This window comes from Streptomyces abyssalis (genome assembly GCF_001751365.1).
GTDB classification, from domain to species: Bacteria; Actinomycetota; Actinomycetes; order Streptomycetales; family Streptomycetaceae; genus Streptomyces; species Streptomyces abyssalis.
Window position 1 is genome coordinate 198,223 of record NZ_LJGT01000041.1, and the last position, 23,371, is coordinate 221,593.

Annotated in this window: 36 protein-coding genes; 35 read left to right on the forward strand and 1 reads right to left on the reverse strand. The window is 68.1% G+C overall.

Features of this window, described 5'->3' with window-relative positions; translation table 11 throughout:
* Positions 1–76: 76 nt before the first annotated feature.
* From AN215_RS21715 to truA, 34 genes are all read left to right on the forward strand, one after another.
* A complete protein-coding gene (locus tag AN215_RS21715) occupies positions 77–595 on the forward strand; it encodes a MarR family winged helix-turn-helix transcriptional regulator (RefSeq protein ID WP_070008914.1) in 519 nt (172 codons plus the stop codon).
* Complete coding sequence (locus tag AN215_RS21720) at positions 592–1,776, forward strand: aminotransferase class V-fold PLP-dependent enzyme (RefSeq protein ID WP_079123312.1); 1,185 nt, start codon at positions 592–594, stop codon at positions 1,774–1,776. The genes AN215_RS21715 and AN215_RS21720 overlap by 4 nt, the downstream gene beginning before the upstream one ends.
* Before the next feature lie 415 nt (positions 1,777–2,191).
* Complete coding sequence (gene rpsJ, locus AN215_RS21725) at positions 2,192–2,500, forward strand: 30S ribosomal protein S10 (RefSeq protein WP_016909683.1); 309 nt, start codon at positions 2,192–2,194, stop codon at positions 2,498–2,500.
* 16 nt (positions 2,501–2,516) lie between these two features.
* Complete coding sequence (rplC, locus tag AN215_RS21730; RefSeq protein ID WP_070008915.1) at positions 2,517–3,161, forward strand: 50S ribosomal protein L3; 645 nt, start codon at positions 2,517–2,519, stop codon at positions 3,159–3,161.
* 9 nt (positions 3,162–3,170) lie between these two features.
* On the forward strand, positions 3,171–3,830 hold the full coding sequence (rplD, locus tag AN215_RS21735) for a 50S ribosomal protein L4 (protein ID WP_070008916.1): 660 nt from the start codon (positions 3,171–3,173) through the stop codon (positions 3,828–3,830).
* Positions 3,830–4,162, forward strand: coding sequence for a 50S ribosomal protein L23 (gene rplW, locus AN215_RS21740; protein ID WP_070008917.1), 333 nt, complete (start codon positions 3,830–3,832; stop codon positions 4,160–4,162). Before rplD ends, rplW begins: the two co-directional genes overlap by 1 nt.
* A 39-nt stretch (positions 4,163–4,201) precedes the next feature.
* Positions 4,202–5,038: a 50S ribosomal protein L2 gene (gene rplB / locus AN215_RS21745; protein WP_070008918.1), complete on the forward strand. Its 837-nt coding sequence runs from the start codon at positions 4,202–4,204 to the stop codon at positions 5,036–5,038.
* A gap of 12 nt (positions 5,039–5,050) precedes the next feature.
* Positions 5,051–5,332 (forward strand): 30S ribosomal protein S19, encoded by a 282-nt coding sequence (rpsS, locus tag AN215_RS21750; RefSeq protein ID WP_070008919.1) that lies wholly within the window; start codon positions 5,051–5,053, stop codon positions 5,330–5,332.
* Positions 5,333–5,375: 43 nt separating this feature from the next.
* A complete protein-coding gene (rplV, locus tag AN215_RS21755; protein WP_028433865.1) occupies positions 5,376–5,723 on the forward strand; it encodes a 50S ribosomal protein L22 in 348 nt (115 codons plus the stop codon).
* Positions 5,723–6,559, forward strand: a complete 837-nt coding sequence (gene rpsC, locus AN215_RS21760; RefSeq protein WP_070008920.1) for a 30S ribosomal protein S3 — start codon at positions 5,723–5,725, stop codon at positions 6,557–6,559. Before rplV ends, rpsC begins: the two co-directional genes overlap by 1 nt.
* A 5-nt stretch (positions 6,560–6,564) precedes the next feature.
* Positions 6,565–6,984: a 50S ribosomal protein L16 gene (rplP, locus tag AN215_RS21765; protein ID WP_070008921.1), complete on the forward strand. Its 420-nt coding sequence runs from the start codon at positions 6,565–6,567 to the stop codon at positions 6,982–6,984.
* Positions 6,984–7,208 carry a 50S ribosomal protein L29 gene (gene rpmC, locus AN215_RS21770; RefSeq protein WP_070008922.1) on the forward strand — a complete coding sequence of 75 codons (225 nt, stop codon included), beginning with the start codon at positions 6,984–6,986 and terminating at the stop codon, positions 7,206–7,208. Before rplP ends, rpmC begins: the two co-directional genes overlap by 1 nt.
* Complete coding sequence (gene rpsQ, locus AN215_RS21775; RefSeq protein ID WP_070008923.1) at positions 7,208–7,492, forward strand: 30S ribosomal protein S17; 285 nt, start codon at positions 7,208–7,210, stop codon at positions 7,490–7,492. Before rpmC ends, rpsQ begins: the two co-directional genes overlap by 1 nt.
* 126 nt (positions 7,493–7,618) lie before the next feature.
* Positions 7,619–7,987 (forward strand): 50S ribosomal protein L14, encoded by a 369-nt coding sequence (gene rplN / locus AN215_RS21780; RefSeq protein ID WP_027738919.1) that lies wholly within the window; start codon positions 7,619–7,621, stop codon positions 7,985–7,987.
* Between the two features lie 2 nt (positions 7,988–7,989).
* Positions 7,990–8,313, forward strand: a complete 324-nt coding sequence (gene rplX / locus AN215_RS21785; RefSeq protein ID WP_070008924.1) for a 50S ribosomal protein L24 — start codon at positions 7,990–7,992, stop codon at positions 8,311–8,313.
* Positions 8,313–8,873, forward strand: a complete 561-nt coding sequence (gene rplE / locus AN215_RS21790; protein WP_070008925.1) for a 50S ribosomal protein L5 — start codon at positions 8,313–8,315, stop codon at positions 8,871–8,873. Before rplX ends, rplE begins: the two co-directional genes overlap by 1 nt.
* 1 nt (position 8,874) lies before the next feature.
* Positions 8,875–9,060 (forward strand): type Z 30S ribosomal protein S14, encoded by a 186-nt coding sequence (locus tag AN215_RS21795; protein ID WP_070008926.1) that lies wholly within the window; start codon positions 8,875–8,877, stop codon positions 9,058–9,060.
* Positions 9,061–9,299: 239 nt separating this feature from the next.
* Positions 9,300–9,698, forward strand: coding sequence for a 30S ribosomal protein S8 (gene rpsH, locus AN215_RS21800; protein ID WP_070008927.1), 399 nt, complete (start codon positions 9,300–9,302; stop codon positions 9,696–9,698).
* 23 nt (positions 9,699–9,721) lie between these two features.
* Positions 9,722–10,261 carry a 50S ribosomal protein L6 gene (rplF, locus tag AN215_RS21805; RefSeq protein WP_070008928.1) on the forward strand — a complete coding sequence of 180 codons (540 nt, stop codon included), beginning with the start codon at positions 9,722–9,724 and terminating at the stop codon, positions 10,259–10,261.
* 3 nt (positions 10,262–10,264) lie between these two features.
* Positions 10,265–10,648, forward strand: a complete 384-nt coding sequence (gene rplR, locus AN215_RS21810; protein WP_070008929.1) for a 50S ribosomal protein L18 — start codon at positions 10,265–10,267, stop codon at positions 10,646–10,648.
* 43 nt (positions 10,649–10,691) lie between these two features.
* A complete protein-coding gene (rpsE, locus tag AN215_RS21815; RefSeq protein WP_055485893.1) occupies positions 10,692–11,294 on the forward strand; it encodes a 30S ribosomal protein S5 in 603 nt (200 codons plus the stop codon).
* A complete protein-coding gene (gene rpmD / locus AN215_RS21820; protein WP_070008930.1) occupies positions 11,294–11,476 on the forward strand; it encodes a 50S ribosomal protein L30 in 183 nt (60 codons plus the stop codon). The genes rpsE and rpmD overlap by 1 nt, the downstream gene beginning before the upstream one ends.
* Before the next feature lies 1 nt (position 11,477).
* Positions 11,478–11,933 carry a 50S ribosomal protein L15 gene (rplO, locus tag AN215_RS21825; RefSeq protein ID WP_070008931.1) on the forward strand — a complete coding sequence of 152 codons (456 nt, stop codon included), beginning with the start codon at positions 11,478–11,480 and terminating at the stop codon, positions 11,931–11,933.
* Positions 11,934–12,091: 158 nt separating this feature from the next.
* Positions 12,092–13,417 carry a preprotein translocase subunit SecY gene (secY, locus tag AN215_RS21830; protein ID WP_070008932.1) on the forward strand — a complete coding sequence of 442 codons (1,326 nt, stop codon included), beginning with the start codon at positions 12,092–12,094 and terminating at the stop codon, positions 13,415–13,417.
* Complete coding sequence (locus AN215_RS21835) at positions 13,417–14,085, forward strand: adenylate kinase (protein ID WP_070008933.1); 669 nt, start codon at positions 13,417–13,419, stop codon at positions 14,083–14,085. The genes secY and AN215_RS21835 overlap by 1 nt, the downstream gene beginning before the upstream one ends.
* A 241-nt stretch (positions 14,086–14,326) precedes the next feature.
* Entirely contained in the window at positions 14,327–15,163 is an 837-nt protein-coding gene (gene map, locus AN215_RS21840; protein ID WP_070008934.1) for a type I methionyl aminopeptidase, read from the forward strand.
* Between the two features lie 233 nt (positions 15,164–15,396).
* A complete protein-coding gene (gene infA / locus AN215_RS21845) occupies positions 15,397–15,618 on the forward strand; it encodes a translation initiation factor IF-1 (RefSeq protein ID WP_003948620.1) in 222 nt (73 codons plus the stop codon).
* A 65-nt stretch (positions 15,619–15,683) separates the two neighbouring features.
* Positions 15,684–15,797, forward strand: coding sequence for a 50S ribosomal protein L36 (gene rpmJ / locus AN215_RS21850; RefSeq protein ID WP_003956441.1), 114 nt, complete (start codon positions 15,684–15,686; stop codon positions 15,795–15,797).
* 209 nt (positions 15,798–16,006) lie between these two features.
* The gene (rpsM, locus tag AN215_RS21855; protein ID WP_070008935.1) at positions 16,007–16,387 is read left to right on the forward strand and encodes a 30S ribosomal protein S13; all 381 of its coding nucleotides are present in this window, start codon (positions 16,007–16,009) and stop codon (positions 16,385–16,387) included.
* A gap of 67 nt (positions 16,388–16,454) precedes the next feature.
* Positions 16,455–16,859, forward strand: a complete 405-nt coding sequence (rpsK, locus tag AN215_RS21860; protein WP_028433270.1) for a 30S ribosomal protein S11 — start codon at positions 16,455–16,457, stop codon at positions 16,857–16,859.
* Between the two features lie 26 nt (positions 16,860–16,885).
* The gene (rpsD, locus tag AN215_RS21865) at positions 16,886–17,512 is read left to right on the forward strand and encodes a 30S ribosomal protein S4 (protein WP_070008936.1); all 627 of its coding nucleotides are present in this window, start codon (positions 16,886–16,888) and stop codon (positions 17,510–17,512) included.
* 151 nt (positions 17,513–17,663) lie between these two features.
* Complete coding sequence (locus AN215_RS21870) at positions 17,664–18,686, forward strand: DNA-directed RNA polymerase subunit alpha (RefSeq protein ID WP_070008937.1); 1,023 nt, start codon at positions 17,664–17,666, stop codon at positions 18,684–18,686.
* Positions 18,687–18,902: 216 nt separating this feature from the next.
* Positions 18,903–19,493, forward strand: a complete 591-nt coding sequence (gene rplQ, locus AN215_RS21875; protein WP_070008938.1) for a 50S ribosomal protein L17 — start codon at positions 18,903–18,905, stop codon at positions 19,491–19,493.
* A 109-nt stretch (positions 19,494–19,602) separates the two neighbouring features.
* Entirely contained in the window at positions 19,603–20,493 is an 891-nt protein-coding gene (gene truA / locus AN215_RS21880) for a tRNA pseudouridine(38-40) synthase TruA (RefSeq protein ID WP_079123485.1), read from the forward strand.
* 77 nt (positions 20,494–20,570) lie between these two features.
* Here the strand turns inward: truA and AN215_RS21885 are convergent, their stop codons facing one another.
* Complete coding sequence (locus AN215_RS21885; RefSeq protein WP_245694634.1) at positions 20,571–21,422, reverse strand: hypothetical protein; 852 nt, start codon at positions 21,420–21,422, stop codon at positions 20,571–20,573.
* A 54-nt stretch (positions 21,423–21,476) separates the two neighbouring features.
* Between AN215_RS21885 and AN215_RS21890 the strand changes: the two genes are divergently transcribed.
* Positions 21,477–23,123, forward strand: coding sequence for an ABC-F family ATP-binding cassette domain-containing protein (locus tag AN215_RS21890; RefSeq protein ID WP_070008941.1), 1,647 nt, complete (start codon positions 21,477–21,479; stop codon positions 23,121–23,123).
* Positions 23,124–23,371: the final 248 nt, after the last annotated feature.

Here is a 23,371-nt window from a genome sequence, read left to right on the forward strand (position 1 = left end):
AGCCGGACTGACCGGGCGGATCCGGCCTGACGCAGAAACGTATGCGTCAGACATGTGTCTGTGTCATGCTTCGTGGATGACGAAGCCGACCGCGAACTGGCTCGGCGCCCTGGCGGTGGGTGTCACGGACCTGCTGGACCAGGCGCTCAGGGAGGCCTCCGGGCTCGACCCTGCCGCCGTCGCCGCGGTGCTCACCGTGCACGCACGTCCCGGCCAGTCCGTCTCCGACCTGGCCGGGACGCTCGCGGTGACGCACTCCGGCTGCGTACGCGTCGTCGGGCGCCTCGCCGGCTCGGGGCTGCTCGTACGCGGTCCGGGCCCCGACGGGCGCACCCGCGGGCTCCGCCTGACCGACGCCGGTGACGAGGCGGCCCGCCGGATGCTGCGGGCCCGCCGGACCGTGCTGGACGACATCGTCGGGCGGCTCTCGGACGAGGAGGCCGCCGCCCTGGAGCGAGTGCTGGAGGCCGTCCTCCCGCGGTTGCCCGGCGACTCGCCGGCGGCGCGACGGATCTGCCGGCTCTGCGAGCACGACGTGTGCCGCACTCCCGGCTGTGCCGTCTCCGCCGCCGTCGGGAGCGGGGACGCACCGTGACCGGGGAGCCGGTGGCCCACGTCGGGTCCGAAATGGCCCGACGGACGGACTACGCCCGGTACTTCAGTGATCCCGAGGGTCACATCTGGCTGAACACCGCGCATCAGGGGCCCATGCCGGAGGCAGCGGTGCGGGCGGTCGCCGAGGCTGCGCGGGAGAAGGCGACGCCGCACCTCATCCCGGAAGCCGCCTTCAGCGAGCGTCCCGAGCGCCTGCGCACGCTGCTCGCGGAGTTCGTCGGAGGACGTACGGACGAGATCGCGCTCGGCGACAGCACCTCTCACGGCCTGAACCTCATCGCCTACGGCTTCCCCTGGCGGTCAGGGGACGAGGTGCTGTGCGTCGAGGGCGACTATCCGGCCACCGTGCTGCCCTGGCTGGCGCAGCGACGCGACGGGGCGGAGGTGCGGTTCGTACGACGCGGCCCGCGCGGAAGGCTCGACCCCGAGCGGGTGCGTCAGGCCCTCACGGCACGCACCCGCGTGCTGGCGGTCACCTGGGTCGACTCCTTCACCGGCGCGACCGCCGACCTCGGTGCGCTGGGGGAGATCTGCCGCGAGGCCGGCGTCCTGCTCGTGGTGAACGGTTCGCAGGGGGTGGGGGCGCGCCCCGTCGATGTTGCCCGTACGCCCGTGGACGCCCTGGTCTCCTGCGGCTACAAGTGGATGTGCGGTCCGTACGGCACGGGCTTCGCCTGGCTCGATCCCGCCTTGACGGCTCTGCTCGACCCCCGCCGGGTCTACTGGCTGGCCCAGCAGCGCGGGCGTGGCCTCGAGCACATGCGCTCGTACACGATCGAGGACATCGGGGTGCGTGCCCTGGACGTCTTCTGTCCGGCCGACTTCCTCGACACCGCGGCCTGGACGAGCTCCCTGGAACTGCTCGCCGGGCTGGGCATGCAGGGCATCCACGCCCACGGTCAACGGCTCGTGCAGCGACTGCTGGACGGAGTCGACGGCGGCCGCTACGACGTGATCGGCCCGCGGGCACCGGAGGAACGCTCCAGCCTCGTGGTGCTCGGCCCTCGCGGGGCCCCGGCGGACCGTACGGCCGCGGCGCTGTACGCCGAGGGCGTCCACGTCGCGGTCCGCGAAGGCAACATCAGGCTCTCGCCCCACCTCTTCAACACCTTCGAGCACGTCGACCGGGCGCTCGAAGTGCTGAATTCCGCGCAGGGTTGAGGCGGCTCCGCGCCGGGCAGTCTGCACGGCAGGCGAGCGCCGCGGACCGGGCGGCCGCCCCGATTGGCATGAGCCAAATGCCTTGTGGCACACTGTTGAGGTTGCTCGGTTGAGTGCCGATGCTGCACGCCTCCCGCCGGGAGGACCGGAAGCGAGTCCCAGCGTATTCGTCGCCTCTCATCAGAGGCGGAAGTACGGGAATCTTCCGGGAAGTGCGGGAGGGGCTTCCAGCCAGGCACCCGGTGGGTCCGTACCCCCGATTCCTTTCTCTCGAGAGAAACCTCCGCGGTTCGCTGCGGTCTGGGCTCATTGCGGGAAGGGTTACGACACGCCCGACCGCGTGGGTCGGAGAGTGTCAGGAGGACGGCACCCATGGGTTCCAGAGCGTTTCGAGAGACAGGACTACGAAGTAGCCATGGCGGGACAGAAGATCCGCATCCGGCTCAAGGCCTACGACCACGAGGTCATCGACAACTCGGCGAAGAAGATCGTCGAGACGGTGACCCGCACTGGAGCGTCGGTCGCGGGCCCGGTGCCGCTGCCCACTGAGAAGAACGTGTACTGCGTCATCAAGTCGCCGCACAAGTACAAGGACGCGCGCGAGCACTTCGAGATGCGCACCCACAAGCGTCTGATCGACATCCTCGACCCGACGCCCAAGACCGTTGACTCGCTGATGCGCCTGGACCTCCCGGCCGGCGTCGACATCGAGATCAAGCTCTGAGGGGTGCGGGAAGAAGATGGCTAAGCAGATCAAGGGCGTCCTGGGTGAGAAGCTCGGCATGACCCAGGTCTGGGACGACAAGAACCGCGTCGTTCCCGTGACCGTCGTCAAGGCCGGGCCCAATGTCGTGACCCAGGTCCGCACCGCAGACAAGGACGGCTACGAGGCCGTCCAGATCGCCTTCGGCGAGATCGACCCGCGCAAGGTGAACAAGCCCCTCAAGGGCCACTTCGCCAAGGCCGACGTCACTCCCCGCCGTCACCTCGTCGAGCTGCGCACCTCCGACGCCGGTGAGTACAGCCCCGGCCAGGAGATCAACGCCGACACCTTCGAGGCCGGCGGCAAGGTCGACGTGACGGGCAAGTCCAAGGGCAAGGGCTTCGCCGGCGGCATGAAGCGCCACGGCTTCCGTGGCGGCAAGGCCTCCCACGGTGCACACCGCATCCACCGCAAGCCCGGTGCCATCGGCGGCTGCGCCACGCCCGGCCGTGTCTTCAAGGGCACGCGGATGCCCGGCCGTATGGGCAACGAGCGGGTCACCACCCAGAACCTGACCGTCCATGCCGTTGACGCGGAGAAGGGCCTGCTGCTCATCAAGGGCGCTGTCCCGGGTCCGAACGGCGGCCTCGTCCTGGTCCGCACCGCGGCCAAGGGGGCCTGAGGTTAAACCATGACTACCGTTGACATCCTTTCGCCTGCCGGCAAGAAGGACGGCACCGTCGAGCTCCCCGGGGAGATCTTCGACGCGCGGGTCAGCGTTCCGCTGATCCACCAGGTCGTCGTCGCACAGCTGGCCGCTGCCCGTCAGGGCACGCACAAGACCAAGACCCGCGGCGAGGTCCGCGGCGGCGGCAAGAAGCCGTACCGCCAGAAGGGCACCGGCCGCGCCCGTCAGGGCTCGACGCGCGCTCCGCAGTTCGCCGGCGGTGGCGTCGTGCACGGCCCCGTGCCGCGTGACTACTCGCAGCGGACGCCGAAGAAGATGAAGGCAGCCGCCCTGCGCGGTGCCCTCTCGGACCGCGCCCGCCACGGCCGTGTGCACGTCGTCTCCGGCGTCGTGGAGAACGAGGTCTCCACGAAGGCCGCGAAGACGCTGCTGGGCAAGATCAGCGAGCGCAAGCACGTGCTGCTGGTCGCCGAGCGCGGCGACGAGCACGCATGGCTGTCGGCCCGCAACCTGCCCCAGGTGCACATCCTGGAGCCGGGCCAGCTGAACACGTACGACGTGCTCGTCTCCGACGACGTGGTCTTCACCAAGGCCGCCTTCGAGTCCTTCGTGGCCGGCCCGCAGAAGGTCGCCACCTCTGAGCTCGAAGGGAGCGAAGCCTGATGAGCGAGGCAACAGCCGCCCAGCCGACGAGCAAGACGTTCACGGACCCCCGTGACATCTTGATCAAGCCCGTGGTCTCGGAGAAGAGCTACGCGCTGCTGGACGAGAACAAGTACACCTTCATCGTCGACCCGCGCGCCAACAAGACCCAGATCAAGCAGGCCGTCGAGGCGGTCTTCTCGGTCAAGGTCAGCGGGGTCAACACGCTCAACCGGCAGGGCAAGCGCAAGCGCACCCGCACCGGTTACGGCAAGCGCGCCGACACCAAGCGCGCCATCGTGACCCTGGTCGAGGGCGACCGCATCGACATCTTCGGCGGCCCGGTCTCCTGACGGAGGCAGGACCGTCCGATATCGGACGAGGACTGAGAAATGGGTATCCGCAAGTACAAGCCGACGACTCCGGGCCGTCGTGGCGCCAGTGTCGCCGACTTCGTCGAGGTCACGCGGTCCACGCCGGAGAAGTCACTGGTCCGCCCGCTGCACAGCAAGGGCGGCCGTAACAACGCCGGTCGTGTGACCGCTCGCCACCAGGGCGGTGGCCACAAGCGCGCCTACCGAGTGATCGACTTCCGTCGTCACGACAAGGACGGCGTGCCCGCCAAGGTCGCGCACATCGAGTACGACCCGAACCGCACCGCGCGCATCGCGCTGCTGCACTACGCCGACGGCGAGAAGCGCTACATTCTCGCGCCCGCCGGCCTCGCGCAGGGCAGCCGCGTGGAGAACGGTCCCGGTGCCGACATCAAGCCGGGCAACAACCTGGCGCTGCGCAACATCCCCGTCGGTACGACGATCCACGCCATCGAGCTGCGGCCCGGCGGCGGCGCGAAGTTCGCCCGGTCCGCCGGCGCTTCCGTGCAGCTGCTGGCGAAGGAGGGCCGCATGGCGCACCTGCGCATGCCGTCCGGTGAGATCCGCCTGGTCGACGTCCGCTGCCGCGCCACCGTCGGCGAGGTCGGCAACGCCGAGCAGTCGAACATCAACTGGGGCAAGGCCGGCCGTATGCGCTGGAAGGGCGTCCGCCCGACCGTCCGCGGTGTGGTCATGAACCCGATCGACCACCCGCACGGTGGTGGTGAGGGTCGTACCTCCGGTGGCCGCCACCCGGTTTCGCCGTGGGGTCAGAAGGAGGGGCGTACGCGCTCGCCGAAGAAGGCCAGCAACAAGTACATCGTCCGCCGCCGCAAGACGAACAAGAAGCGTTAGGAGGCGGATCAGATGCCGCGCAGTCTCAAGAAGGGGCCCTTCGTCGACGACCACCTGAACAAGAAGGTGGACGCCCAGAACGAGGCCGGCTCCAAGAACGTCATCAAGACCTGGTCACGCCGCTCGATGATCGTCCCGGCCATGCTCGGCCACACGATCGCGGTGCACGACGGCCGTAAGCACGTCCCGGTGTTCGTCACCGAGTCGATGGTCGGCCACAAGCTCGGCGAGTTCGCGCCGACCCGCACCTTCCGCGGCCACGTCAAGGACGACCGCAAGTCGCGTCGTCGCTGATGGCGGGGTGTGAAGACCTATGACTGACACCGAAGGGACAACCATGGAAGCCAGGGCCTCCGCGCGCTATGTGCGCGTTACGCCCATGAAGGCCCGCCGGGTGGTGGACCTTGTCCGTGGCTTGCCTGCCACGGAGGCCCAGGCGGTCCTGCGCTTCGCACCGCAGGCCGCGAGCGTGCCGGTGGGCAAGGTGCTGGACAGCGCCATCGCCAATGCCGCACACAACTACGACCACACGGACGCCGACAGCCTCGTCATCTCCGAGGCGTACGTCGACGAGGGCCCGACCCTGAAGCGGTTCCGGCCGCGCGCCCAGGGGCGTGCCTACCGGATCCGCAAGCGGACGAGCCACATCACGGTGGTCGTGAGCAGCAAGGAAGGAACCCGGTAATGGGCCAGAAGGTAAACCCGCACGGGTTCCGCCTCGGCATCACCACCGACTTCAAGTCGCGCTGGTACGCCGACAAGCTCTACAAGGACTACATCAAGGAAGACGTCGCGATCCGCAAGATGCTCACGCAGGGCATGGAGCGGGCCGGCATCTCCAAGGTGGAGATCGAGCGCACCCGTGACCGCGTACGTGTCGACGTGCACACCGCACGTCCCGGCATCGTCATCGGCCGCCGCGGCGCCGAGGCCGACAGGCTCCGGGGCAACCTGGAGAAGCTGACCGGCAAGCAGATCCAGTTCAACATCCTCGAGGTCAAGAACCCCGAGACCGATGCGCAGCTGGTGGCACAGGCCGTCGCAGAGCAGCTGTCCTCCCGCGTCTCCTTCCGTCGCGCCATGCGCAAGAGCATGCAGACGACGATGAAGGCCGGCGCGAAGGGCATCAAGATCCAGTGCGGTGGCCGCCTCGGCGGCGCCGAGATGTCCCGCTCGGAGTTCTACCGCGAGGGCCGCGTGCCCCTGCACACGCTCCGCGCGAACGTCGACTACGGCTTCTTCGAGGCCAGGACCACCTTCGGCCGCATCGGCGTGAAGGTCTGGATCTACAAGGGTGACGTCAAGAACATCGCTGAGGTCCGCGCCGAGAACGCCGCCGCCCGTGCGGGCAACCGCCCGTCCCGCGGTGGCGGCAACGAGCGCCCCCGTCGTGGTGGCGAGCGTGGCGGTCGCGGCCGCAAGCCGCAGCAGCAGAGCGCTCCCGCCGAGGCCACCAAGGCCGAGGCCGCGGCGCCCGCCGCCGCGGCCGCAGAGCCCGGCGCTGCCGGGAAGGAGGGCTGACCGCCATGCTTATCCCGCGCAGGGTCAAGCACCGTAAGCAGCACCACCCGAAGCGCACGGGCATGGCCAAGGGTGGCACCGAGGTCTCGTTCGGTGAGTACGGCATCCAGGCCGTCACCGCCGCGTACGTGACGAACCGGCAGATCGAGGCAGCTCGTATCTCCATGACTCGTCACATCAAGCGTGGCGGCAAGGTGTGGATCAACATCTACCCGGACCGCCCGCTGACGAAGAAGCCCGCCGAGACCCGCATGGGTTCCGGCAAGGGCTCTCCGGAGTGGTGGATCGCGAACGTCAAGCCGGGACGGGTGATGTTCGAGCTGTCCTACCCGAACGAGAAGATTGCCAAGGAGGCGCTCACCCGCGCCGCCCACAAGCTTCCGATGAAGTGCCGGATCGTTCGGCGCGAGGCAGGTGAGTCGTGATGGCGGCCGGCACGAAGGCCACCGAGCTGCGTGAGCTGGGCGACGAGGAGCTTCTCGGCAAGCTTCGCGAGTCCAAGGAAGAGCTGTTCAACCTCCGCTTCCAGGCGGCGACCGGGCAGCTGGAGAACCACGGCCGGCTGAAGGCCGTGCGCAAGGACATCGCCCGGATCTACACCCTGATGCGTGAGCGTGAGCTGGGCATCGAGACGGTGGAGAGCGCCTGATGAGCGAGACGAATGTGACTGAGAAGCAGCAGGAGCGCGGTTTCCGCAAGACCCGCGAGGGTCTCGTCGTCAGCGACAAGATGGACAAGACCGTCGTCGTCGCAGTCGAGGACCGCGTCAAGCACGCGCTGTACGGCAAGGTCATCCGCCGTACGAACAAGCTCAAGGCGCACGACGAGCAGAACGCCGCCGGGGTCGGCGACCGCGTACTCCTCATGGAGACCCGGCCGCTGTCCGCGACCAAGCGCTGGCGCATCGTCGAGGTTCTTGAGAAGGCGAAGTAAGCAGTTCCGCAACGGAATTGGCTTGGCAATCAGCCTGGGGACCCCCAGGACAGTTCCGCCAGGCTCGGCAGGGCACGCCCCCGGGCGTGACCCTGCCGGGAACCGGCAGACGATCAGGAGATAGACGTGATCCAGCAGGAGTCCCGGCTGCGCGTCGCCGACAACACGGGTGCGAAGGAGATTCTCACCATCCGTGTGCTCGGCGGCTCGGGCCGGCGCTACGCGGGCGTCGGTGACGTCATCGTCGCTACCGTCAAGGACGCGATCCCGGGCGGGAACGTGAAGAAGGGCGACATCGTCAAGGCCGTCATCGTGCGCACCGTCAAGGAGCGCCGCCGGCCCGACGGCTCGTACATCCGCTTCGACGAGAACGCGGCGGTCATCCTCAAGAACGACGGCGACCCCCGCGGCACCCGCATCTTCGGCCCCGTGGGCCGGGAGCTGCGCGAGAAGAAGTTCATGAAGATCATCTCGCTCGCGCCGGAGGTGCTGTGACGATGAAGATCAAGAAGGGCGACCTGGTCCAGGTCATCACCGGCAAGGACAAGGGCAAGCAGGGCAAGGTCATCGTGGCCTACCCCCGCGAGGACCGAGTCCTGGTCGAGGGTGTCAACCGGGTCAAGAAGCACACGAAGGCCGGCCAGACCGCTCGTGGTTCGAAGACGGGCGGGATCGTGACGACCGAAGCTCCGGTCCACGTCAGCAACGTGCAGCTCGTGGTGGAGAAGGACGGCAACAAGGTCGTCACCCGCGTCGGATACCGCTTCGATGACGACGGCAACAAGATCCGCGTTGCCAAGCGGACCGGTGAGGACATCTGATGACTGCCACCACTGAAGCACCGCGCCTCAAGCAGCGCTACCGCTCCGAGATCAAGGGCAAGCTGCAGGACGAGTTCAAGTACGAGAACGTCATGCAGGTCCCCGGTCTCACCAAGATCGTGGTCAACATGGGTGTGGGCGACGCCGCCCGCGACTCCAAGTTGATGGACGGTGCCATCAAGGACCTCACCACGATCACCGGCCAGAAGCCGGCGGTGACCAAGGCCCGCAAGTCCATCGCGCAGTTCAAGCTGCGTGAGGGCATGCCGATCGGCGCGCACGTGACGCTGCGCGGCGACCGGATGTGGGAGTTCCTGGACCGCCTGCTGTCCCTCGCGCTGCCGCGCATCCGCGACTTCCGCGGTCTGTCGCAGAAGCAGTTCGACGGGCGGGGCAACTACACCTTCGGTCTCACGGAGCAGGTCATGTTCCACGAGATCGACCAGGACAAGATCGACCGGGTCCGGGGCATGGACATCACCGTGGTCACCACGGCGACCAACGACGACGAGGGCCGCTCCCTCCTTCGTCACCTCGGCTTCCCGTTCAAGGAGAACTGACATGGCGAAGAAGGCTCTGATCTCCAAGGCCGCTCGCAAGCCGAAGTTCGCTGTCCGCGCGTACACGCGCTGCCAGCGCTGCGGCCGTCCGCACTCCGTCTACCGCAAGTTCGGCCTTTGCCGCGTGTGCCTTCGCCAGATGGCGCACCGTGGCGAGCTGCCGGGCGTGACCAAGAGCTCCTGGTAACCCGTCGCTCGCCCTTCGCCAGGAGGGCGAGCGAGTACGGGCCAGCCAGGACTCTCGGTAAGAGCATCAAGGCCGGACGGGTGTCCGCCGCACGCCGCTGAGGTCGTGCGGCCGGCCGCCCGCCGTCCGTGACCGTCTTACTACGCCGTAGGTCCCCGCACCCCACCTGTCCTGTCCGTGTACAGGGAGAAGGAGGGCGCATACAGGAAACCCCGGCGAGAGAGGCCGAAGGCCATCACATGACAATGACCGATCCGATCGCGGACATGCTGACGCGTCTGCGTAACGCGAACTCGGCGTATCACGACGCCGTCGTGATGCCGCACAGCAAGATCAAGTCGCACATCGCGGAGATTCTCCAGCAGGAGGGCTACATCACCGGCTGGAGGACCGAGGAGGCCCACGTCGGCAAGAGCCTCGTGCTCGAGCTGAAGTTCGGCCCGAACCGCGAGCGCTCGATCGCGGGCATCAAGCGGATCTCGAAGCCGGGCCTGCGGGTCTACGCGAAGTCCACCAACCTGCCCAAGGTGCTCGGTGGCCTGGGAGTGGCGATCATCTCCACCTCCCACGGGCTGCTCACCGGCCAGCAGGCACAGAAGAAGGGCGTGGGCGGGGAAGTCCTCGCCTACGTCTGGTAACGGAAGGGAACGGAGGTAAAGCAATGTCGCGTATCGGCAAGCTCCCCATCCAGGTTCCCGCCGGTGTGGACGTCACCATCGATGGCCAGGCGGTCGCCGTGAAGGGCCCCAAGGGTTCCCTTTCGCACACCGTTGCCGCGCCCATCGAGATCGTGAAGGGCGAGGACGGCGCGCTGGTCGTCTCGCGTCCCAACGACGAGAGCCGGAACAGGGCCCTGCACGGTCTGTCCCGCACGCTGGTGGCGAACATGATCACTGGCGTGACCAACGGATTCAGCAAGGACCTCGAGATCAGCGGCGTGGGTTACCGCGTCCAGGCGAAGGGCTCCAACCTGGAGTTCTCGCTGGGCTACAGCCACCCGATCCTGGTCGAGGCGCCGGAAGGCATCTCGTTCAAGGTCGAATCGCCGACCAAGTTCTCGGTCGAGGGCATCGACAAGCAGAAGGTCGGCGAGGTCGCCGCCAACATCCGCAAGCTCCGCCGCCCGGACCCGTACAAGGCCAAGGGCGTGAAGTACGCGGGCGAGACCATCCGCCGCAAGGTCGGAAAGGCTGGTAAGTAAGCCATGGCATACGGCGTGAAGATCGCTAAGGGCGACGCCTACAAGCGCGCCGCCGCCAAGCGCCGTCACATCCGCATCCGCAAGAAGGTCTCGGGCACCCCCGCCCGCCCCCGCCTTGTGGTGACGCGCTCGAACCGCCACATGGTCGCTCAGATCGTGGACGACCTGGCGGGCCACACCGTGGCTTCGGCGTCGTCTCTCGACTCGTCGATCCGCGGTGGTGACGGTGACAAGAGCGCGCAGGCCAAGCAGGTGGGCGCACTCGTCGCCGAGCGTGCGAAGGCCGCGGGCGTGGAGGCCGTCGTGTTCGACCGCGGCGGGAACAAGTACGCAGGGCGGATTGCCGCTCTGGCTGACGCCGCCCGTGAAGCCGGGCTCAAGTTCTGAGCCGGTTCCAACGCTGAGCGGATAAAGGAGAGAGGTAATTCCAATGGCTGGACCCCAGCGCCGCGGTGGCGGCGCCGGTGGCGGCGAGCGTCGGGACCGCAAGGGCCGGGACGGCGGCGCCGCCGCCGAGAAGACCGCGTACGTTGAGCGCGTCGTCGCGATCAACCGCGTGGCAAAGGTTGTGAAGGGTGGCCGTCGCTTCAGCTTCACCGCGCTCGTCGTGGTGGGCGACGGTGACGGCACCGTCGGCGTCGGATACGGCAAGGCCAAGGAGGTGCCGGCCGCCATCGCCAAGGGTGTTGAGGAGGCCAAGAAGCACTTCTTCAAGGTCCCCCGCATCCAGGGCACCATTCCGCACCCCATCCAGGGTGAGGAAGCCGCGGGTGTCGTGCTCCTCAAGCCGGCCTCGCCCGGTACCGGTGTGATCGCCGGTGGCCCGGTGCGTGCCGTTCTGGAGTGCGCGGGCATCCACGACGTGCTCAGCAAGTCGCTCGGCTCCTCCAACCCGATCAACATCGTGCACGCCACGCGTGCGGCTCTGCAGGGGCTTCAGCGTCCCGAGGAGATCGCCGCCCGCCGTGGCCTGCCGCTGGAGGACGTGGCTCCCGCCGCACTGCTGCGGGCGCGTGCCGGGGTGAGTGCGTAATGGCTCGCCTGAAGATCACGCAGACGCGTTCTGTCATCGGTACGAAGCAGAACCACCGGGACACGCTGCGGACGCTCGGTCTGAAGAGGGTCAGCGACGTGTCCGTACGCGAGGACCGTCCCGAGGTGCGCGGCATGGTGCACACCGTGCGGCACCTCATCACGGTCGAGGAGGTCGACTGAGATGGCGGAGAACAACCCGCTGAAGGTCCACAACCTCCGGCCGGCTCCGGGCGCCAAGACCGCCAAGACCCGTGTGGGCCGTGGTGAGGCGTCCAAGGGCAAGACCGCCGGACGTGGCACCAAGGGCACCAAGGCCCGTTACCAGGTTCCGGAGAGCTTCGAGGGCGGGCAGATGCCGCTGCACATGCGGCTGCCCAAGCTGAGGGGCTTCCGCAACCCTGCCCACAAGCAGTTCCAGGTGGTGAACCTGGAGAAGCTGGCCGAGCTCTACCCGAAGGGTGGCGAGGTCACGGTGGCCGATCTGGTCGCCAAGGGCGCCGTTCGCAAGAACGAGCTCGTCAAGGTGCTCGGCTCCGGCGACATCTCCGTGAAGCTGACGGTGACCGTCAACAAGGTCTCCGGTTCGGCCAAGGAGAAGATCACCGCTGCCGGCGGCACCGTCAACGAGCTTGGCTGAGTTCGCCGACTGACTGGCCGGGGACGTCCCAACGGGGCGTCCCCGGTCCGTCGTTCCACGGCGGGCACCGTCGCCGGTAAGGTGGCGGGCACTGTTGGTATCTGTCGACCCCAAGACCGTCACCTCTCGCGCGAGACGCGGGGGGCGCAGGAGGCACCGTGCTCACCGCGTTCGCCCGGGCGTTCCAGACGCCCGACCTGCGAAAGAAGCTGTTGTTCACGCTCGGTATCGTGGTGCTCTTCCGCTTGGGGCAGCACGTTCCGGTACCGGGTGTCAGCTTTGAGAACGTCAACCAGTGCGTAAACGAGGCCAAGGGGGACCAGGGCCTCCTCGGGCTGGTCAATATGTTCAGCGGTGGCGCACTGCTGCAGTTGACCATTTTCGCGCTCGGCATCATGCCGTACATCACGGCGAGCATCATCTTGCAGCTGCTCGTCGTGGTCATTCCGCGGCTGGAGGCCCTGAAGAAGGAGGGCCAGTCCGGGCAGGCCAAGATCACGCAGTACACGCGTTATCTGACGGTCGCGCTCTCGATTCTCCAGGCGACGGGCCTCGTCGCCACCGCACGCAGTGGCACCCTCTTCCCGCAGTGCCAGGTGCGCGATCAGATCATCCCGGACCAGTCGATCTTCGCCACCGTCACGATGGTGATCTGCATGACCGCGGGCAGCGCGTTCATCATGTGGCTCGGCGAACTGATCACCGACCGCGGTATCGGCAACGGCATGTCGATGCTGATGTTCATCTCGATCGCCGCCGGCTTCCCCGGCGCGCTGTGGGCCATCAAGAAGCAGGGCAAACTGGCCGACGGCTGGATCGAGTTCGGCACGGTGATCATCTGCGGCCTCGTGATGGTGGGCCTCGTCGTCCTGGTCGAGCAGGCCCAGCGACGTGTTCCCGTTCAGTACGCGAAGAGGATGATCGGCCGCCGCAGTTACGGCGGTACGTCCACCTACATTCCGCTGAAGGTCAATCAGGCGGGTGTGATCCCCGTCATCTTCGCGTCGTCGCTGCTCTACATTCCGGCACTGATCGTTCAGTTCAGCGGATCGCAAGCCGGCTGGGCGCAGTGGATCCAGGACCACTTCGTGACAGGCGACCACCCGCTTTACCTCGTCACGTACTTCGTGCTGATCGTCTTCTTCGCCTTCTTCTACGTCGCGATCTCCTTCAACCCCGAAGAAGTGGCCGACAACATGAAGAAGTATGGTGGCTTCATCCCGGGCATCCGGGCAGGTCGGCCCACCGCGGAGTACCTGGCTTACGTGCTGAACCGCATCACATGGCCGGGGTCTCTGTACCTCGGGCTGATCGCTCTGGTGCCGACCATCGCGCTGATCGCGTTCGGTGCCAATCAGAATCAGCAGCAGAGCTTCCCGTTCGGCGGGACGAGCATTCTGATCATCGTGGGCGTCGGGCTCGAGACCGTGAAGCAGATCGAGAGCCAGCTTCAGCAGCGCAATTACGAAGGGTTCCTCCGCTGATGCGTATCGTCCTCGTCGGACCGCCTGGCGCGGGTAAGGGAACGCAGGCCGCGTTCCTCGCCGAGAACCTGTCGATTCCGCACATCTCCACGGGTGACATCTTCCGCGCGAACATCAGCCAGGGCACTCCGCTCGGGCAGCAGGCCCAGGAGTACATGCGTGCGGGTCAGCTCGTACCCGACGAGGTCACGATCGGTATGGCGAAGGACAGGATGGCCGAGGCCGATGCGGCCTCGGGCTTCCTGCTGGACGGCTTCCCCCGCAACATCGCGCAGGCGGAGGCGCTGGACGGCGTCCTCGAGGAGCGGAGCCAGAAGCTCGACGCCGTGCTCGACCTGGAGGTCCCGGAGGAAGAGGTCGTGAAGCGGATCGCGGGCCGCCGCATCTGCCGCAGCGACAGCAGCCATGTCTTCCACGCTCAGTACAGCCCGCCGAAGCAGGACGGGGTGTGCGACGTCTGCGGCGGCGAGCTGTACCAGCGCGACGACGACCGCGAGGAGACCGTCCGCAAGCGGCTGGCCGTCTACCACAGCGAGACCGAGCCGATCATCGACCACTACAAGCGTCAGGACCTGGTCACGACCATCTCGGCGCTGGGCGAGGTGAGCGAGGTCACCGAGCGGGCGATGCAGGCGCTCGAAACCGCGAGGGACTCCGTGTCCGACTGACGGTACGGAGCGATCCGTCACGGCTTCGCGTTGCGGTCGCGGTTCCCGCCAGGGACCGCGACCGCACGCACATACGGCACACTGAGTGAAGCGGGGGCAGAAGCTCCCGTCCGTACGAGCCTCACGGTCCGCGCCGGCCGGCAGCCCGAGCCCCACCGGGACCGGTCGGGAACGGCACGACATCGAACCCCCTGCAGGACACCAGAGCCCCTGCAGATCATCCAAGGAAGGGCACCGCCGCATGGTGGAGATCAAGACCCCGGAGCAGATCGCGAAGATGCGCGAGGCGGGCCTGGTCGTCGCGGCGATGCACGACGCGTGCAGGACGGCGGCCGTGCCGGGGGCCAGCACCAAGGATCTGGACGAGGTCGCGGCCAAGGTGCTCGCCGACCACGGCGCCAAGCCCAACTTCCTCGGCTACGGCGGCTTTCCGGGCAACATCTGCACCTCCGTGAACGACATCGTCGTGCACGGCATCCCCGACGGGGCGACCGTCCTCAAGGAGGGCGACCTGCTCTCCATCGACGCCGGCGCGATCATCGACGGCTGGCACGGCGACGCCGCCATCACCGTCTTCGTGGGCGAAGGGCACTCCGCCGAGCTGCACGAGCTGAGCCGTGTCACCGAGGAGTCCATGTGGGCCGGCATCGCCGCCGTGCGCAAGGGCAACCGGCTCGTCGACGTCTCCAGGTCGATCGAGGGGTACATCAGGCGGCAGCCCCGTCCCGCCTCGGGCTCGTACGGCATCGTCGAGGACTACGGCGGGCACGGCATCGGCTCCCAGATGCACATGGACCCGCATCTGCTGAACTACGTGGACCGCAGGCGCGGCCGGGGACCGAAGCTGGTGCCGGGCCTGTGCCTCGCCATCGAGCCGATGGTGACTCTGGGGACCCCCAAGACGCACGTGCTCTCGGACGACTGGACGGTCAAGACGAACGACGGCACCTGGTCGAGTCACTGGGAGCACTCGGTGGCCCTCACGGAGTCGGGCCCGCTCGTGCTGACGGCTCCCGACGGCGGCAAGGCGAAGCTCGCCGAGCTGGGGATCACCGCTGCCCCCGACCCGCTCGCCTGACCTCCGCCGGACGCCGTCGCCGCCCGTCCCACGGGGTGGATGCCGGGCCGCTCCCTGAAGGCCTGCGCACAGCGGACTTCCCCGCGCCGCGCATGATGATCTTGATAGCCGGGGAGGCTACCCGAATTCGTCTTTGCGGGGCGGGTACCGTAGACTGGCTCGTCGGTCCCGGGGTATCGGTATGCCCGGGGTCACCCCCAGGTAGCCGATCCCGGAAGGTGAAGCGCTAGAGCATGGCCAAAAAACAAGGGGCCATCGAGATCGAGGGCACGGTCGTCGAATCTCTGCCGAATGCGATGTTCAAGGTGGAGCTTCAGAACGGGCACCAGGTTCTCGCGCACATCAGCGGCAAGATGCGGATGCACTACATCCGTATCCTTCCCGACGACCGGGTCGTGGTGGAGCTCTCTCCCTACGACCTGACCCGCGGGCGGATCGTCTACCGCTACAAGTAGCTCGACAGATCGAGCCGCTGTTCCATGTCCGTGGGGTGGCGGCCTGACCCGGAGAACCTCACAAAATGAAGGTCAAGCCGAGCGTCAAGAAGATCTGCGACAAGTGCAAGGTGATCCGCCGTCACGGCCGGGTCATGGTCATCTGCGACAACCTGCGCCACAAGCAGCGCCAGGGCTGAAGCAACCAGGGCCGCGAGCCTTCGCACATATCGCACTCTTCGCGCGACGCAAGTGAAAAGTACATACGCAGTCACCCGACCCCCCGCCTGGTAATTCTTGTCGGTGGGGACGACACCCCCGGTCGGAGGCCGGGGACCTTGTACGTACGGCGTACGGACAGGGGACGGTGCTGCGGCAGACCTCCGCAAAGCAATCAGGAGCCCAAGGAATGGCACGCCTCGCAGGCGTCGACCTCCCGCGCGAGAAGCGCGTAGAGGTCGCCCTCACCTACGTCTTCGGCATCGGTCGAACCCTTGCCCAGCAGACCCTGGGTGAGTCCGGCGTCAACCCCGACACCCGGGTGCGGGATCTGACTGAGGAAGACCTCATCAAGATCCGCGACTACGTGGACAACAATCTCCGGGTCGAGGGTGACCTCCGCCGTGAGATCCAGGCCGACATCCGCCGCAAGGTCGAGATCGGCTGCTACGAGGGCCTGCGGCACCGCCGCGGTCTTCCCGTCCACGGTCAGCGCACCAAGACCAACGCCCGCACCCGCAAGGGCCCGCGCCGCGCGATCGCCGGCAAGAAGAAGCCGGGCAAGAAGTAGTCCGCACCGGACACGCTGCAAGCGGTCCGTGTTGCAGGACCGACGACCTCCACAGGAGTAAATCCATATGCCTCCGAAGGGCCGTACGGCCGGCGCCAAGAAGGTGCGCCGCAAGGACAAGAAGAACGTCCCCGCCGGGCACGCTCACATCAAGAGCACGTTCAACAACACCATCGTTTCGATCACCGACCCGACCGGCAACGTGATCTCCTGGGCCTCCGCCGGCCACGTCGGCTTCAAGGGCTCCCGGAAGTCGACGCCGTTCGCGGCGCAGATGGCCGCCGAGAACGCCGCTCGCCGCGCTCAGGAGCACGGCATGCGCAAGGTCGACGTCTTCGTGAAGGGTCCCGGCTCCGGCCGTGAGACCGCGATCCGTTCCCTCCAGGCCACCGGCCTCGAGGTGGGTTCGATCCAGGACGTGACCCCGACCCCGCACAACGGCTGCCGCCCGCCCAAGCGCCGCCGAGTCTGACCAGCCGGAACAGGAGAACTGAGACAATGGCGCGTTACACCGGGGCCGACTGCAAGCGTTGCCGTCGGGAGAAGCAGAAGCTCTTCCTCAAGGGGAGCAAGTGCGAGAGCGCGAAGTGCCCGATCGAGATCCGTCCTTACCCCCCGGGTGAGCACGGTCGCGGGCGCACCAAGGACTCCGAGTACCTGCTGCAGAAGCGCGAGAAGCAGAAGGCAGCGCGTATCTACGGCGTCCTGGAGAAGCAGTTCCGCGGGTACTACAACGAGGCCAACCGCCTGCAGGGCAAGACAGGTGACAACCTGCTGCGCATCCTGGAGACCCGTCTGGACAACGTGGTCTACCGGGCCGGCTTCGCCAAGTCCCGCGACCACGCCCGTCAGCTGGTCCGGCACGGGCACATCACGGTCAACGGCCGCAAGACCGACATCCCGTCGGCGCGCGTGTCCGTCAACGACATCGTCGAGGTCCGCGAGCCCTCCCGTAACCTGACGCCTTTCCAGGTGGCGGCTGCGGAGGCCGGGGAGAAGACGGTTCCGGCCTGGCTGGAGTCCATCCCCTCGAAGATGCGGATCCTCGTCCACTCGCTGCCCGAGCGCCAGGTGATCGACACCCAGGTGCAGGAGCAGCTGATCGTCGAGCTGTACTCGAAGTAGTCGGAGTACGCCCGGCTGCTGCCCTTCGGTTCCGCCCGGCGGGCAGCGGTTCAACCGGGGTGGGTGGTACGGCACTCGGACGTGCCGTGCCGCCCGTACCCTGTCAGTGCGGCATCAAATAGCGGTTGCCGAAGACTGGAGGCATCACCACATGCTGATCGCTCAGCGCCCGTCCCTGACCGAAGAGGTCGTCGACGAATTCCGCTCACGGTTCGTGATCGAGCCGCTGGAGCCGGGTTTCGGCTACACCCTCGGTAACTCACTGCGTCGTACGCTCCTCTCCTCGATCCCCGGAGCGGCTGTCACCAGCATCCGGATCGACGGTGTCCTGCACGAGTTCTCGACCGTGCCGGGCGTCAAGGAGGACGTCACCGACCTCATCCTCAACATCAAGTCCCTCGTCGTCTCCTCGGAGCACGACGAGCCGGTCGTGATGTACCTGCGCAAGCAGGGCCCCGGCCTGGTCACCGCCGCGGACATCGCCCCGCCGGCCGGTGTCGAGGTGCACAACCCCGACCTGGTCCTCGCGACGCTCAACGGCAAGGGCAAGCTGGAGATGGAGCTGACGGTCGAGCGCGGCCGCGGCTACGTCTCCGCCGTGCAGAACAAGCAGATGGGCCAGGAGATCGGGCGCATCCCGGTCGACTCCATCTACTCGCCGGTGCTCAAGGTCACGTACAAGGTCGAGGCGACTCGTGTCGAGCAGCGCACCGACTTCGACAAGCTGATCGTCGACGTCGAGACCAAGCAGGCCATGCGGCCGCGCGACGCCATGGCCTCGGCCGGCAAGACCCTGGTCGAGCTCTTCGGCCTGGCCCGCGAGCTGAACGTCGACGCCGAGGGCATCGACATGGGTCCGTCCCCGACGGACGCGGCGCTTGCCGCCGATCTGGCGCTGCCGATCGAGGAGCTGGAACTCACCGTCCGCTCGTACAACTGCCTGAAGCGTGAGGGCATCCACTCCGTGGGCGAGCTCGTGGCGCGTTCCGAGGCGGACCTGCTCGACATCCGCAACTTCGGCGCGAAGTCGATCGACGAGGTCAAGGCGAAGCTGGCCGGCATGGGCCTGGCCCTGAAGGACAGCCCGCCCGGATTCGACCCGACGGCCGCCGCCGACGCCTTCGGGGCGGACGACGACGCGGACGCCGGTTTCGTCGAGACCGAGCAGTACTGAGTCCCGCCGAGCGGTTCTGATCTGCGGGGTCCTTGTGGCCCCGCCGCCCCGGCCGGGAATCCGCCCGGCCGGGCCCCCTCGGCCCTTGTGGGCCTGGGGGGACCCCCACCCTCCGCCCCGGCGGGCCTGGGGGATCCCCAACCCGGTACCTGATACGGCCGGAACTGCCACCGGTACCTGATACGGCCGGTGCAGGAACACCGAAGGAGAAGCACGATGCCGAAGCCCACCAAGGGTGCCCGCATGGGTGGCGGCGCCGCCCACCAGAAGGCGATGCTGGCGAACCTCGCCACGGACCTTTTCGAGTACGGGCGCATCACCACCACCGAGGCGCGGGCCCGCCGGCTGCGTCCCGTCGCGGAGCGTCTGATCACCAAGGCGAAGAAGGGCGACCTTCACAACCGCCGCCAGGTCATGCGCACGGTCACGGACAAGAGCGTGGTCCACACCCTCTTCACCGAGATCGGCCCCCGTTACGAGAACCGGCCGGGCGGCTACACCCGCATCACCAAGATCGGTAACCGCCGTGGCGACAACGCGCCCATGGCCGTGATCGAGCTGGTGGAGGCCCTGACCGTGCAGCAGCAGGCTGTCGGCGAGGCCGAGGCCGCCACGAAGCGGACGGCGAAGGACAAGGAAGCGGCGGGCGACAAGGCCGCGGCCGACCTGAAGAAGGACTCCGCGGAGAAGTCCGAGGCCGCCGAGGCCGAGGTCGAGAAGGCGGAGGCCAAGGCTGAGAAGGCGGAGGCCAAGGCCGAGAAGGCCGAGGGCGAGGAGTCCGGGGCCGGGGAGTCCAAGGACGCCTGACGCTCGTGGAGCTCGTGAGCGGGCCCGTTCCCTTCGGGGAGCGGGCCTGTTCGTTCTTCACCGGGAGAGGAACGGAAGGACCGGCTGCGTGACGGACGTTACGGACGCGGTGGAGCCCGGCAAGGTACGGGCGCGACTCGACCTGAGCTATGACGGCAAGGACTTCTCCGGCTGGGCCCGTCAGCGAGGCCGGCGGACCGTGCAGCAGGAGCTGGAGGACGCGATCCGCGTGGTGCTGCGCCTCGGCCGGGGGGACGAGGCCGTACCGGTGGACCTGACCGTCGCGGGCCGCACGGACGCGGGCGTGCACGCGCGGGGCCAGGTCGCCCACGTCGACCTGCCCGAGGACGTGTGGGCGGAGCACAACGGGCAGTTGCTGCGGCGCCTGGCGGGGCGGCTGCCGATGGACGTACGGGTGTGGCGCGTCGGCGCGGCGCCCGAGCACTTCAACGCCCGCTTCTCGGCGGTCTGGCGCCGCTACTCGTACCGCGTGAGCGACCATCCCGGCGGCGTCGACCCGCTGCTGCGCTCACACGTGCTGTGGCACAACTGGCCGCTCGACGTCGAAGCGATGAACGCCGCAGCCCCGCATCTGCTCGGCGAGCACGACTTCGCCGCGTACTGCAAGAAGCGCGACGGCGCGACCACCGTCCGTACGCTGCAGCAGCTGCGCTGGGAGCGGCACGAGGACGGTGTGCTGGAGGCGACCGTGAAGGCCGACGCCTTCTGCCACAACATGGTCCGCTCGCTGGTCGGGGCGATGCTCTTCGTCGGCGACGGGCACAGGCCGCCGGAGTGGCCCGGTGAGGTGCTCGCGGGGCGGGTCCGGGACTCGGCGGTCCACGTCGTACGGCCGCACGGGCTGACCCTGGAAGAGGTCGGCTATCCGCCGGACGGCGAGCTCGAGGCGCGCAACCGGGCGGCGCGCAACAGGCGTTCACTGCCCGCGGGCGGCGGGGGAGTGCCGGGCGGCGCGGCTGCCGGGGCGGGCTGCTGCTGAAACTGCAGGCGCTCGACATGCAGCCGCCGGACGCGCAGACACGGGGTGCGACGCGCCCTCGCCGACGCGCCGGTCCGTCACCCGGGTGAGGCCCCCACGGCCTTCGCCGCCTGTTCCTTGCCCCGCTTGAGGATGCGGGCGTACGCGTATGTGGAACCGTCGCGGCCTGCCTGCTCCGCCTTGGAGTCGGACGCTGTGGAGGGCTTGCCGTTGGTGCGCCCCGCGATGGTGAAGTAGGCGTACCTGCCGTAGGAGTTGGCGGTCGTACGGCAGGTGACGGTGCGGCAGAAGTCGGGGACGCCGCCGCCCTTCAGCGCGACCAGGTTCGGCTTGTACTGCTTCTTCACCTTGGTCGCCGTCGCGGCGTCGTCGAAGACCGCGATGCCCACCGTGACGGCCAGTCCGCTGCGGGTGTAGGTCGCGCGGAAGAGACTCTCGCAGTCGTTCTTGCTGAGGACCGGGCCGAGTCCGGCGTGCGCCGCGTCCGTGCAGCCCTTGCTGGTGTCGGTCGCGGCGCGCTTGTACGGACGGCCGTTGATGGTGACGTTCTTGGAGGTGAAGAGCGTGCCGACGGTGAGCGGGGCCTTGTCGCGCTTGGCGTCCGAGACGAAGTCGCGGGGCGGTGGCGGCGGCGGAGGCTCGTCCTTGAACGTCGGGTCCGGCTGGCCGGCGGTGCTCGACGGCAGGTCCTCGGGCGTGGGCAGCGTCTCTGACGGCTTGTCGGACGCATTGCCCCCGCCGCCGCCCTCGTTGACCACCGCGACGGCGACGATGCCGGCCACGACGACCGTGGCCAGCGCACCCGCACCGGCGATCATCCAGCGGCGCCGCTTGGAACGCTCACGTTCCGACTCGTCGGCGAGCGCAGCCCAGTCGGGAGTGGAAGAACCGCCCGGACCCTGGTCGGGTCCACCCTGCCCAAAGCTCATGGGCGCATCATATTCGGTTGGCTCAGGAGGTACGCCACCACAACAATCGCCCCCATGGGACACCTCGAAGTCGCTCATCTGGACTACTTCCTCCCGGACGGGAGGGCGCTGCTCGCGGACGTCTCGTTCCGGGTGGGCGAAGGGGCTTCGGTGGCGCTCGTGGGTCCGAACGGGGCGGGGAAGACGACGCTGTTGCGCCTCGCCTCGGGTGAACTGCGCCCGGACAGCGGCACGGTGACGGTCAGCGGGGGGCTGGGCGTGATGCCGCAGTTCATCGGCGTGAGCACCGACCGCGACGACGAGCAGACGGTACGGGACCTGCTGGTGTCCGTCGCGCCGCCCGCGATCCGCAAGGCCGCGGAGGCGGTCGACGCCGCCGAGCTGGCGGTTATGGAGGCGCCCTCCGACGACGAGGCCGTACAGCTGCGTTACGCGCAGGCGCTCGCCGACTGGGCGGAGGTGCAGGGGTACGAGGCCGAGACCCTGTGGGACAAGTGCACGACGGCCGCACTCGGCATCCCTTATGAGAAGGCCCAGTGGCGCACCCTGAGCACACTCTCCGGGGGTGAGCAGAAGCGGCTCGTGCTCGAGTCGCTTCTGCGCGGCGACGACGAGGTACTTCTGCTGGACGAGCCGGACAACTATCTGGACGTCCCCGGCAAACGCTGGCTGGAGGAACGTCTCAACGAGACGCGGAAGACCGTGCTGTTCATCTCTCACGACCGCGAACTTCTGGCGCGGGCGGCCGGCAAGATCGTGAGTGTCGAGCCCAGCCCGGCCGGAAGCGACGTGTGGGTGCACGGCGGCGGGTTCGGCGGCTACCACGAGGCGCGCCGGGAACGGTTCGCGCGCTTCGAGGAACTGCGCCGCCGCTGGGACGAGAAGCGTGCACAGCTGAAGAAGCTGGTGCAGGACATGCAGCGGTACGCCGCACGCAGCGACGAGATGGCCTCCCGCTACCAGGCGGCGAAGACGCGGCTGCGCAAATTCGAGGAGGCGGGCCCGCCCCCGGAGCCGCCCCGCGAGCAGCGGATCACGATGCGGCTGCGCGGCGGGCGTACGGGCGTGCGCGCCGTGACCTGCGCGGAGCTGGAGCTGACGGGACTGATGAAGCCCTTCAGCCTTGAGGTCTTCTACGGGGAGAGGGTGGCGGTGCTCGGCTCGAACGGCTCCGGGAAATCGCACTTCCTGCGGCTCCTGGCCGGCGGCCCGGACGGCGAATCGGTGGCGCACAGGGGCAGTTGGAAGCTCGGCGCACGTGTCGTGCCCGGATACTTCGCTCAGACGCACAGCCGTCCCGAGCTGGAGGGACGCACCCTGCTGGATGTGCTGTGGACCGAGCACGCCAAGGACAGGGGAGCGGCGATGTCCGCGTTGCGCCGGTACGAGATGACGGGTCAGGCCGAGCAGCCCTTCGACCGGCTCTCCGGAGGACAGCAGGCCCGTTTCCAGATCCTGCTGCTGGAGCTGGCAGGCACGACCGCGCTGCTGCTGGACGAGCCGACGGACAACCTGGACCTCGAGTCGGCGGAGGCGTTGCAGAGGGGGCTGGAGGCTTACGAGGGCACGGTGCTGGCGGTGACACACGACCGCTGGTTCGCGCGCTCCTTCGACCGCTTCCTGGTCTTCGGCGCGGACGGTGCCGTACGGGAGACGCCGGAGCCGGTGTGGCAGGAGGGACGGGTGGCGCGGCAGCGCTGAGCGGTGGTGGTGAGGCCGCTGTGCGGCTGTGAACGTTCGAGGAGAGGCCGCGGAAAGGGACTTGAGGCCGGTCACGGGCCAGGCTCAGGCCCGCTTTGACCCGTGTGGGTGCGCCCCGGTAAGCTGCCGGTTCGTTGTGTGTATTGGCTTGCTCATTCTCACGTGGGAGGGCCTTACACCCCGGCCCACCGGCCGATGACCAGCGATCAGCACACGCGGCCCGCGTCACCGTAGTGCGGTCAAGGCTG

What these genes read in the sequence shown, in the direction of transcription:
- AN215_RS21715 (WP_070008914.1), top strand. Translation starts at nt 77, where the DNA reads ATGACGAAGCCGACCGCGAACTGGCTCGGCGCCCTGGCGGTGGGTGTC.
- rpsJ (WP_016909683.1), top strand. Translation starts at nt 2,192, where the DNA reads ATGGCGGGACAGAAGATCCGCATCCGGCTCAAGGCCTACGACCACGAG.
- rplC (WP_070008915.1), top strand. Translation starts at nt 2,517, where the DNA reads ATGGCTAAGCAGATCAAGGGCGTCCTGGGTGAGAAGCTCGGCATGACC.
- rplD (WP_070008916.1), top strand. Translation starts at nt 3,171, where the DNA reads ATGACTACCGTTGACATCCTTTCGCCTGCCGGCAAGAAGGACGGCACC.
- rplW (WP_070008917.1), top strand. Translation starts at nt 3,830, where the DNA reads ATGAGCGAGGCAACAGCCGCCCAGCCGACGAGCAAGACGTTCACGGAC.
- rplB (WP_070008918.1), top strand. Translation starts at nt 4,202, where the DNA reads ATGGGTATCCGCAAGTACAAGCCGACGACTCCGGGCCGTCGTGGCGCC.
- rpsS (WP_070008919.1), top strand. Translation starts at nt 5,051, where the DNA reads ATGCCGCGCAGTCTCAAGAAGGGGCCCTTCGTCGACGACCACCTGAAC.
- rplV (WP_028433865.1), top strand. Translation starts at nt 5,376, where the DNA reads ATGGAAGCCAGGGCCTCCGCGCGCTATGTGCGCGTTACGCCCATGAAG.
- rpsC (WP_070008920.1), top strand. Translation starts at nt 5,723, where the DNA reads ATGGGCCAGAAGGTAAACCCGCACGGGTTCCGCCTCGGCATCACCACC.
- rplP (WP_070008921.1), top strand. Translation starts at nt 6,565, where the DNA reads ATGCTTATCCCGCGCAGGGTCAAGCACCGTAAGCAGCACCACCCGAAG.
- rpmC (WP_070008922.1), top strand. Translation starts at nt 6,984, where the DNA reads ATGGCGGCCGGCACGAAGGCCACCGAGCTGCGTGAGCTGGGCGACGAG.
- rpsQ (WP_070008923.1), top strand. Translation starts at nt 7,208, where the DNA reads ATGAGCGAGACGAATGTGACTGAGAAGCAGCAGGAGCGCGGTTTCCGC.
- rplX (WP_070008924.1), top strand. Translation starts at nt 7,990, where the DNA reads ATGAAGATCAAGAAGGGCGACCTGGTCCAGGTCATCACCGGCAAGGAC.
- rplE (WP_070008925.1), top strand. Translation starts at nt 8,313, where the DNA reads ATGACTGCCACCACTGAAGCACCGCGCCTCAAGCAGCGCTACCGCTCC.
- AN215_RS21795 (WP_070008926.1), top strand. Translation starts at nt 8,875, where the DNA reads ATGGCGAAGAAGGCTCTGATCTCCAAGGCCGCTCGCAAGCCGAAGTTC.
- rpsH (WP_070008927.1), top strand. Translation starts at nt 9,300, where the DNA reads ATGACAATGACCGATCCGATCGCGGACATGCTGACGCGTCTGCGTAAC.
- rplF (WP_070008928.1), top strand. Translation starts at nt 9,722, where the DNA reads ATGTCGCGTATCGGCAAGCTCCCCATCCAGGTTCCCGCCGGTGTGGAC.
- rplR (WP_070008929.1), top strand. Translation starts at nt 10,265, where the DNA reads ATGGCATACGGCGTGAAGATCGCTAAGGGCGACGCCTACAAGCGCGCC.
- rpsE (WP_055485893.1), top strand. Translation starts at nt 10,692, where the DNA reads ATGGCTGGACCCCAGCGCCGCGGTGGCGGCGCCGGTGGCGGCGAGCGT.
- rpmD (WP_070008930.1), top strand. Translation starts at nt 11,294, where the DNA reads ATGGCTCGCCTGAAGATCACGCAGACGCGTTCTGTCATCGGTACGAAG.
- rplO (WP_070008931.1), top strand. Translation starts at nt 11,478, where the DNA reads ATGGCGGAGAACAACCCGCTGAAGGTCCACAACCTCCGGCCGGCTCCG.
- AN215_RS21835 (WP_070008933.1), top strand. Translation starts at nt 13,417, where the DNA reads ATGCGTATCGTCCTCGTCGGACCGCCTGGCGCGGGTAAGGGAACGCAG.
- map (WP_070008934.1), top strand. Translation starts at nt 14,327, where the DNA reads ATGGTGGAGATCAAGACCCCGGAGCAGATCGCGAAGATGCGCGAGGCG.
- infA (WP_003948620.1), top strand. Translation starts at nt 15,397, where the DNA reads ATGGCCAAAAAACAAGGGGCCATCGAGATCGAGGGCACGGTCGTCGAA.
- rpmJ (WP_003956441.1), top strand. Translation starts at nt 15,684, where the DNA reads ATGAAGGTCAAGCCGAGCGTCAAGAAGATCTGCGACAAGTGCAAGGTG.
- rpsM (WP_070008935.1), top strand. Translation starts at nt 16,007, where the DNA reads ATGGCACGCCTCGCAGGCGTCGACCTCCCGCGCGAGAAGCGCGTAGAG.
- rpsK (WP_028433270.1), top strand. Translation starts at nt 16,455, where the DNA reads ATGCCTCCGAAGGGCCGTACGGCCGGCGCCAAGAAGGTGCGCCGCAAG.
- rpsD (WP_070008936.1), top strand. Translation starts at nt 16,886, where the DNA reads ATGGCGCGTTACACCGGGGCCGACTGCAAGCGTTGCCGTCGGGAGAAG.
- AN215_RS21870 (WP_070008937.1), top strand. Translation starts at nt 17,664, where the DNA reads ATGCTGATCGCTCAGCGCCCGTCCCTGACCGAAGAGGTCGTCGACGAA.
- rplQ (WP_070008938.1), top strand. Translation starts at nt 18,903, where the DNA reads ATGCCGAAGCCCACCAAGGGTGCCCGCATGGGTGGCGGCGCCGCCCAC.
- AN215_RS21885 (WP_245694634.1), bottom strand. Translation starts at nt 21,422, where the DNA reads ATGAGCTTTGGGCAGGGTGGACCCGACCAGGGTCCGGGCGGTTCTTCC.
- AN215_RS21890 (WP_070008941.1), top strand. Translation starts at nt 21,477, where the DNA reads ATGGGACACCTCGAAGTCGCTCATCTGGACTACTTCCTCCCGGACGGG.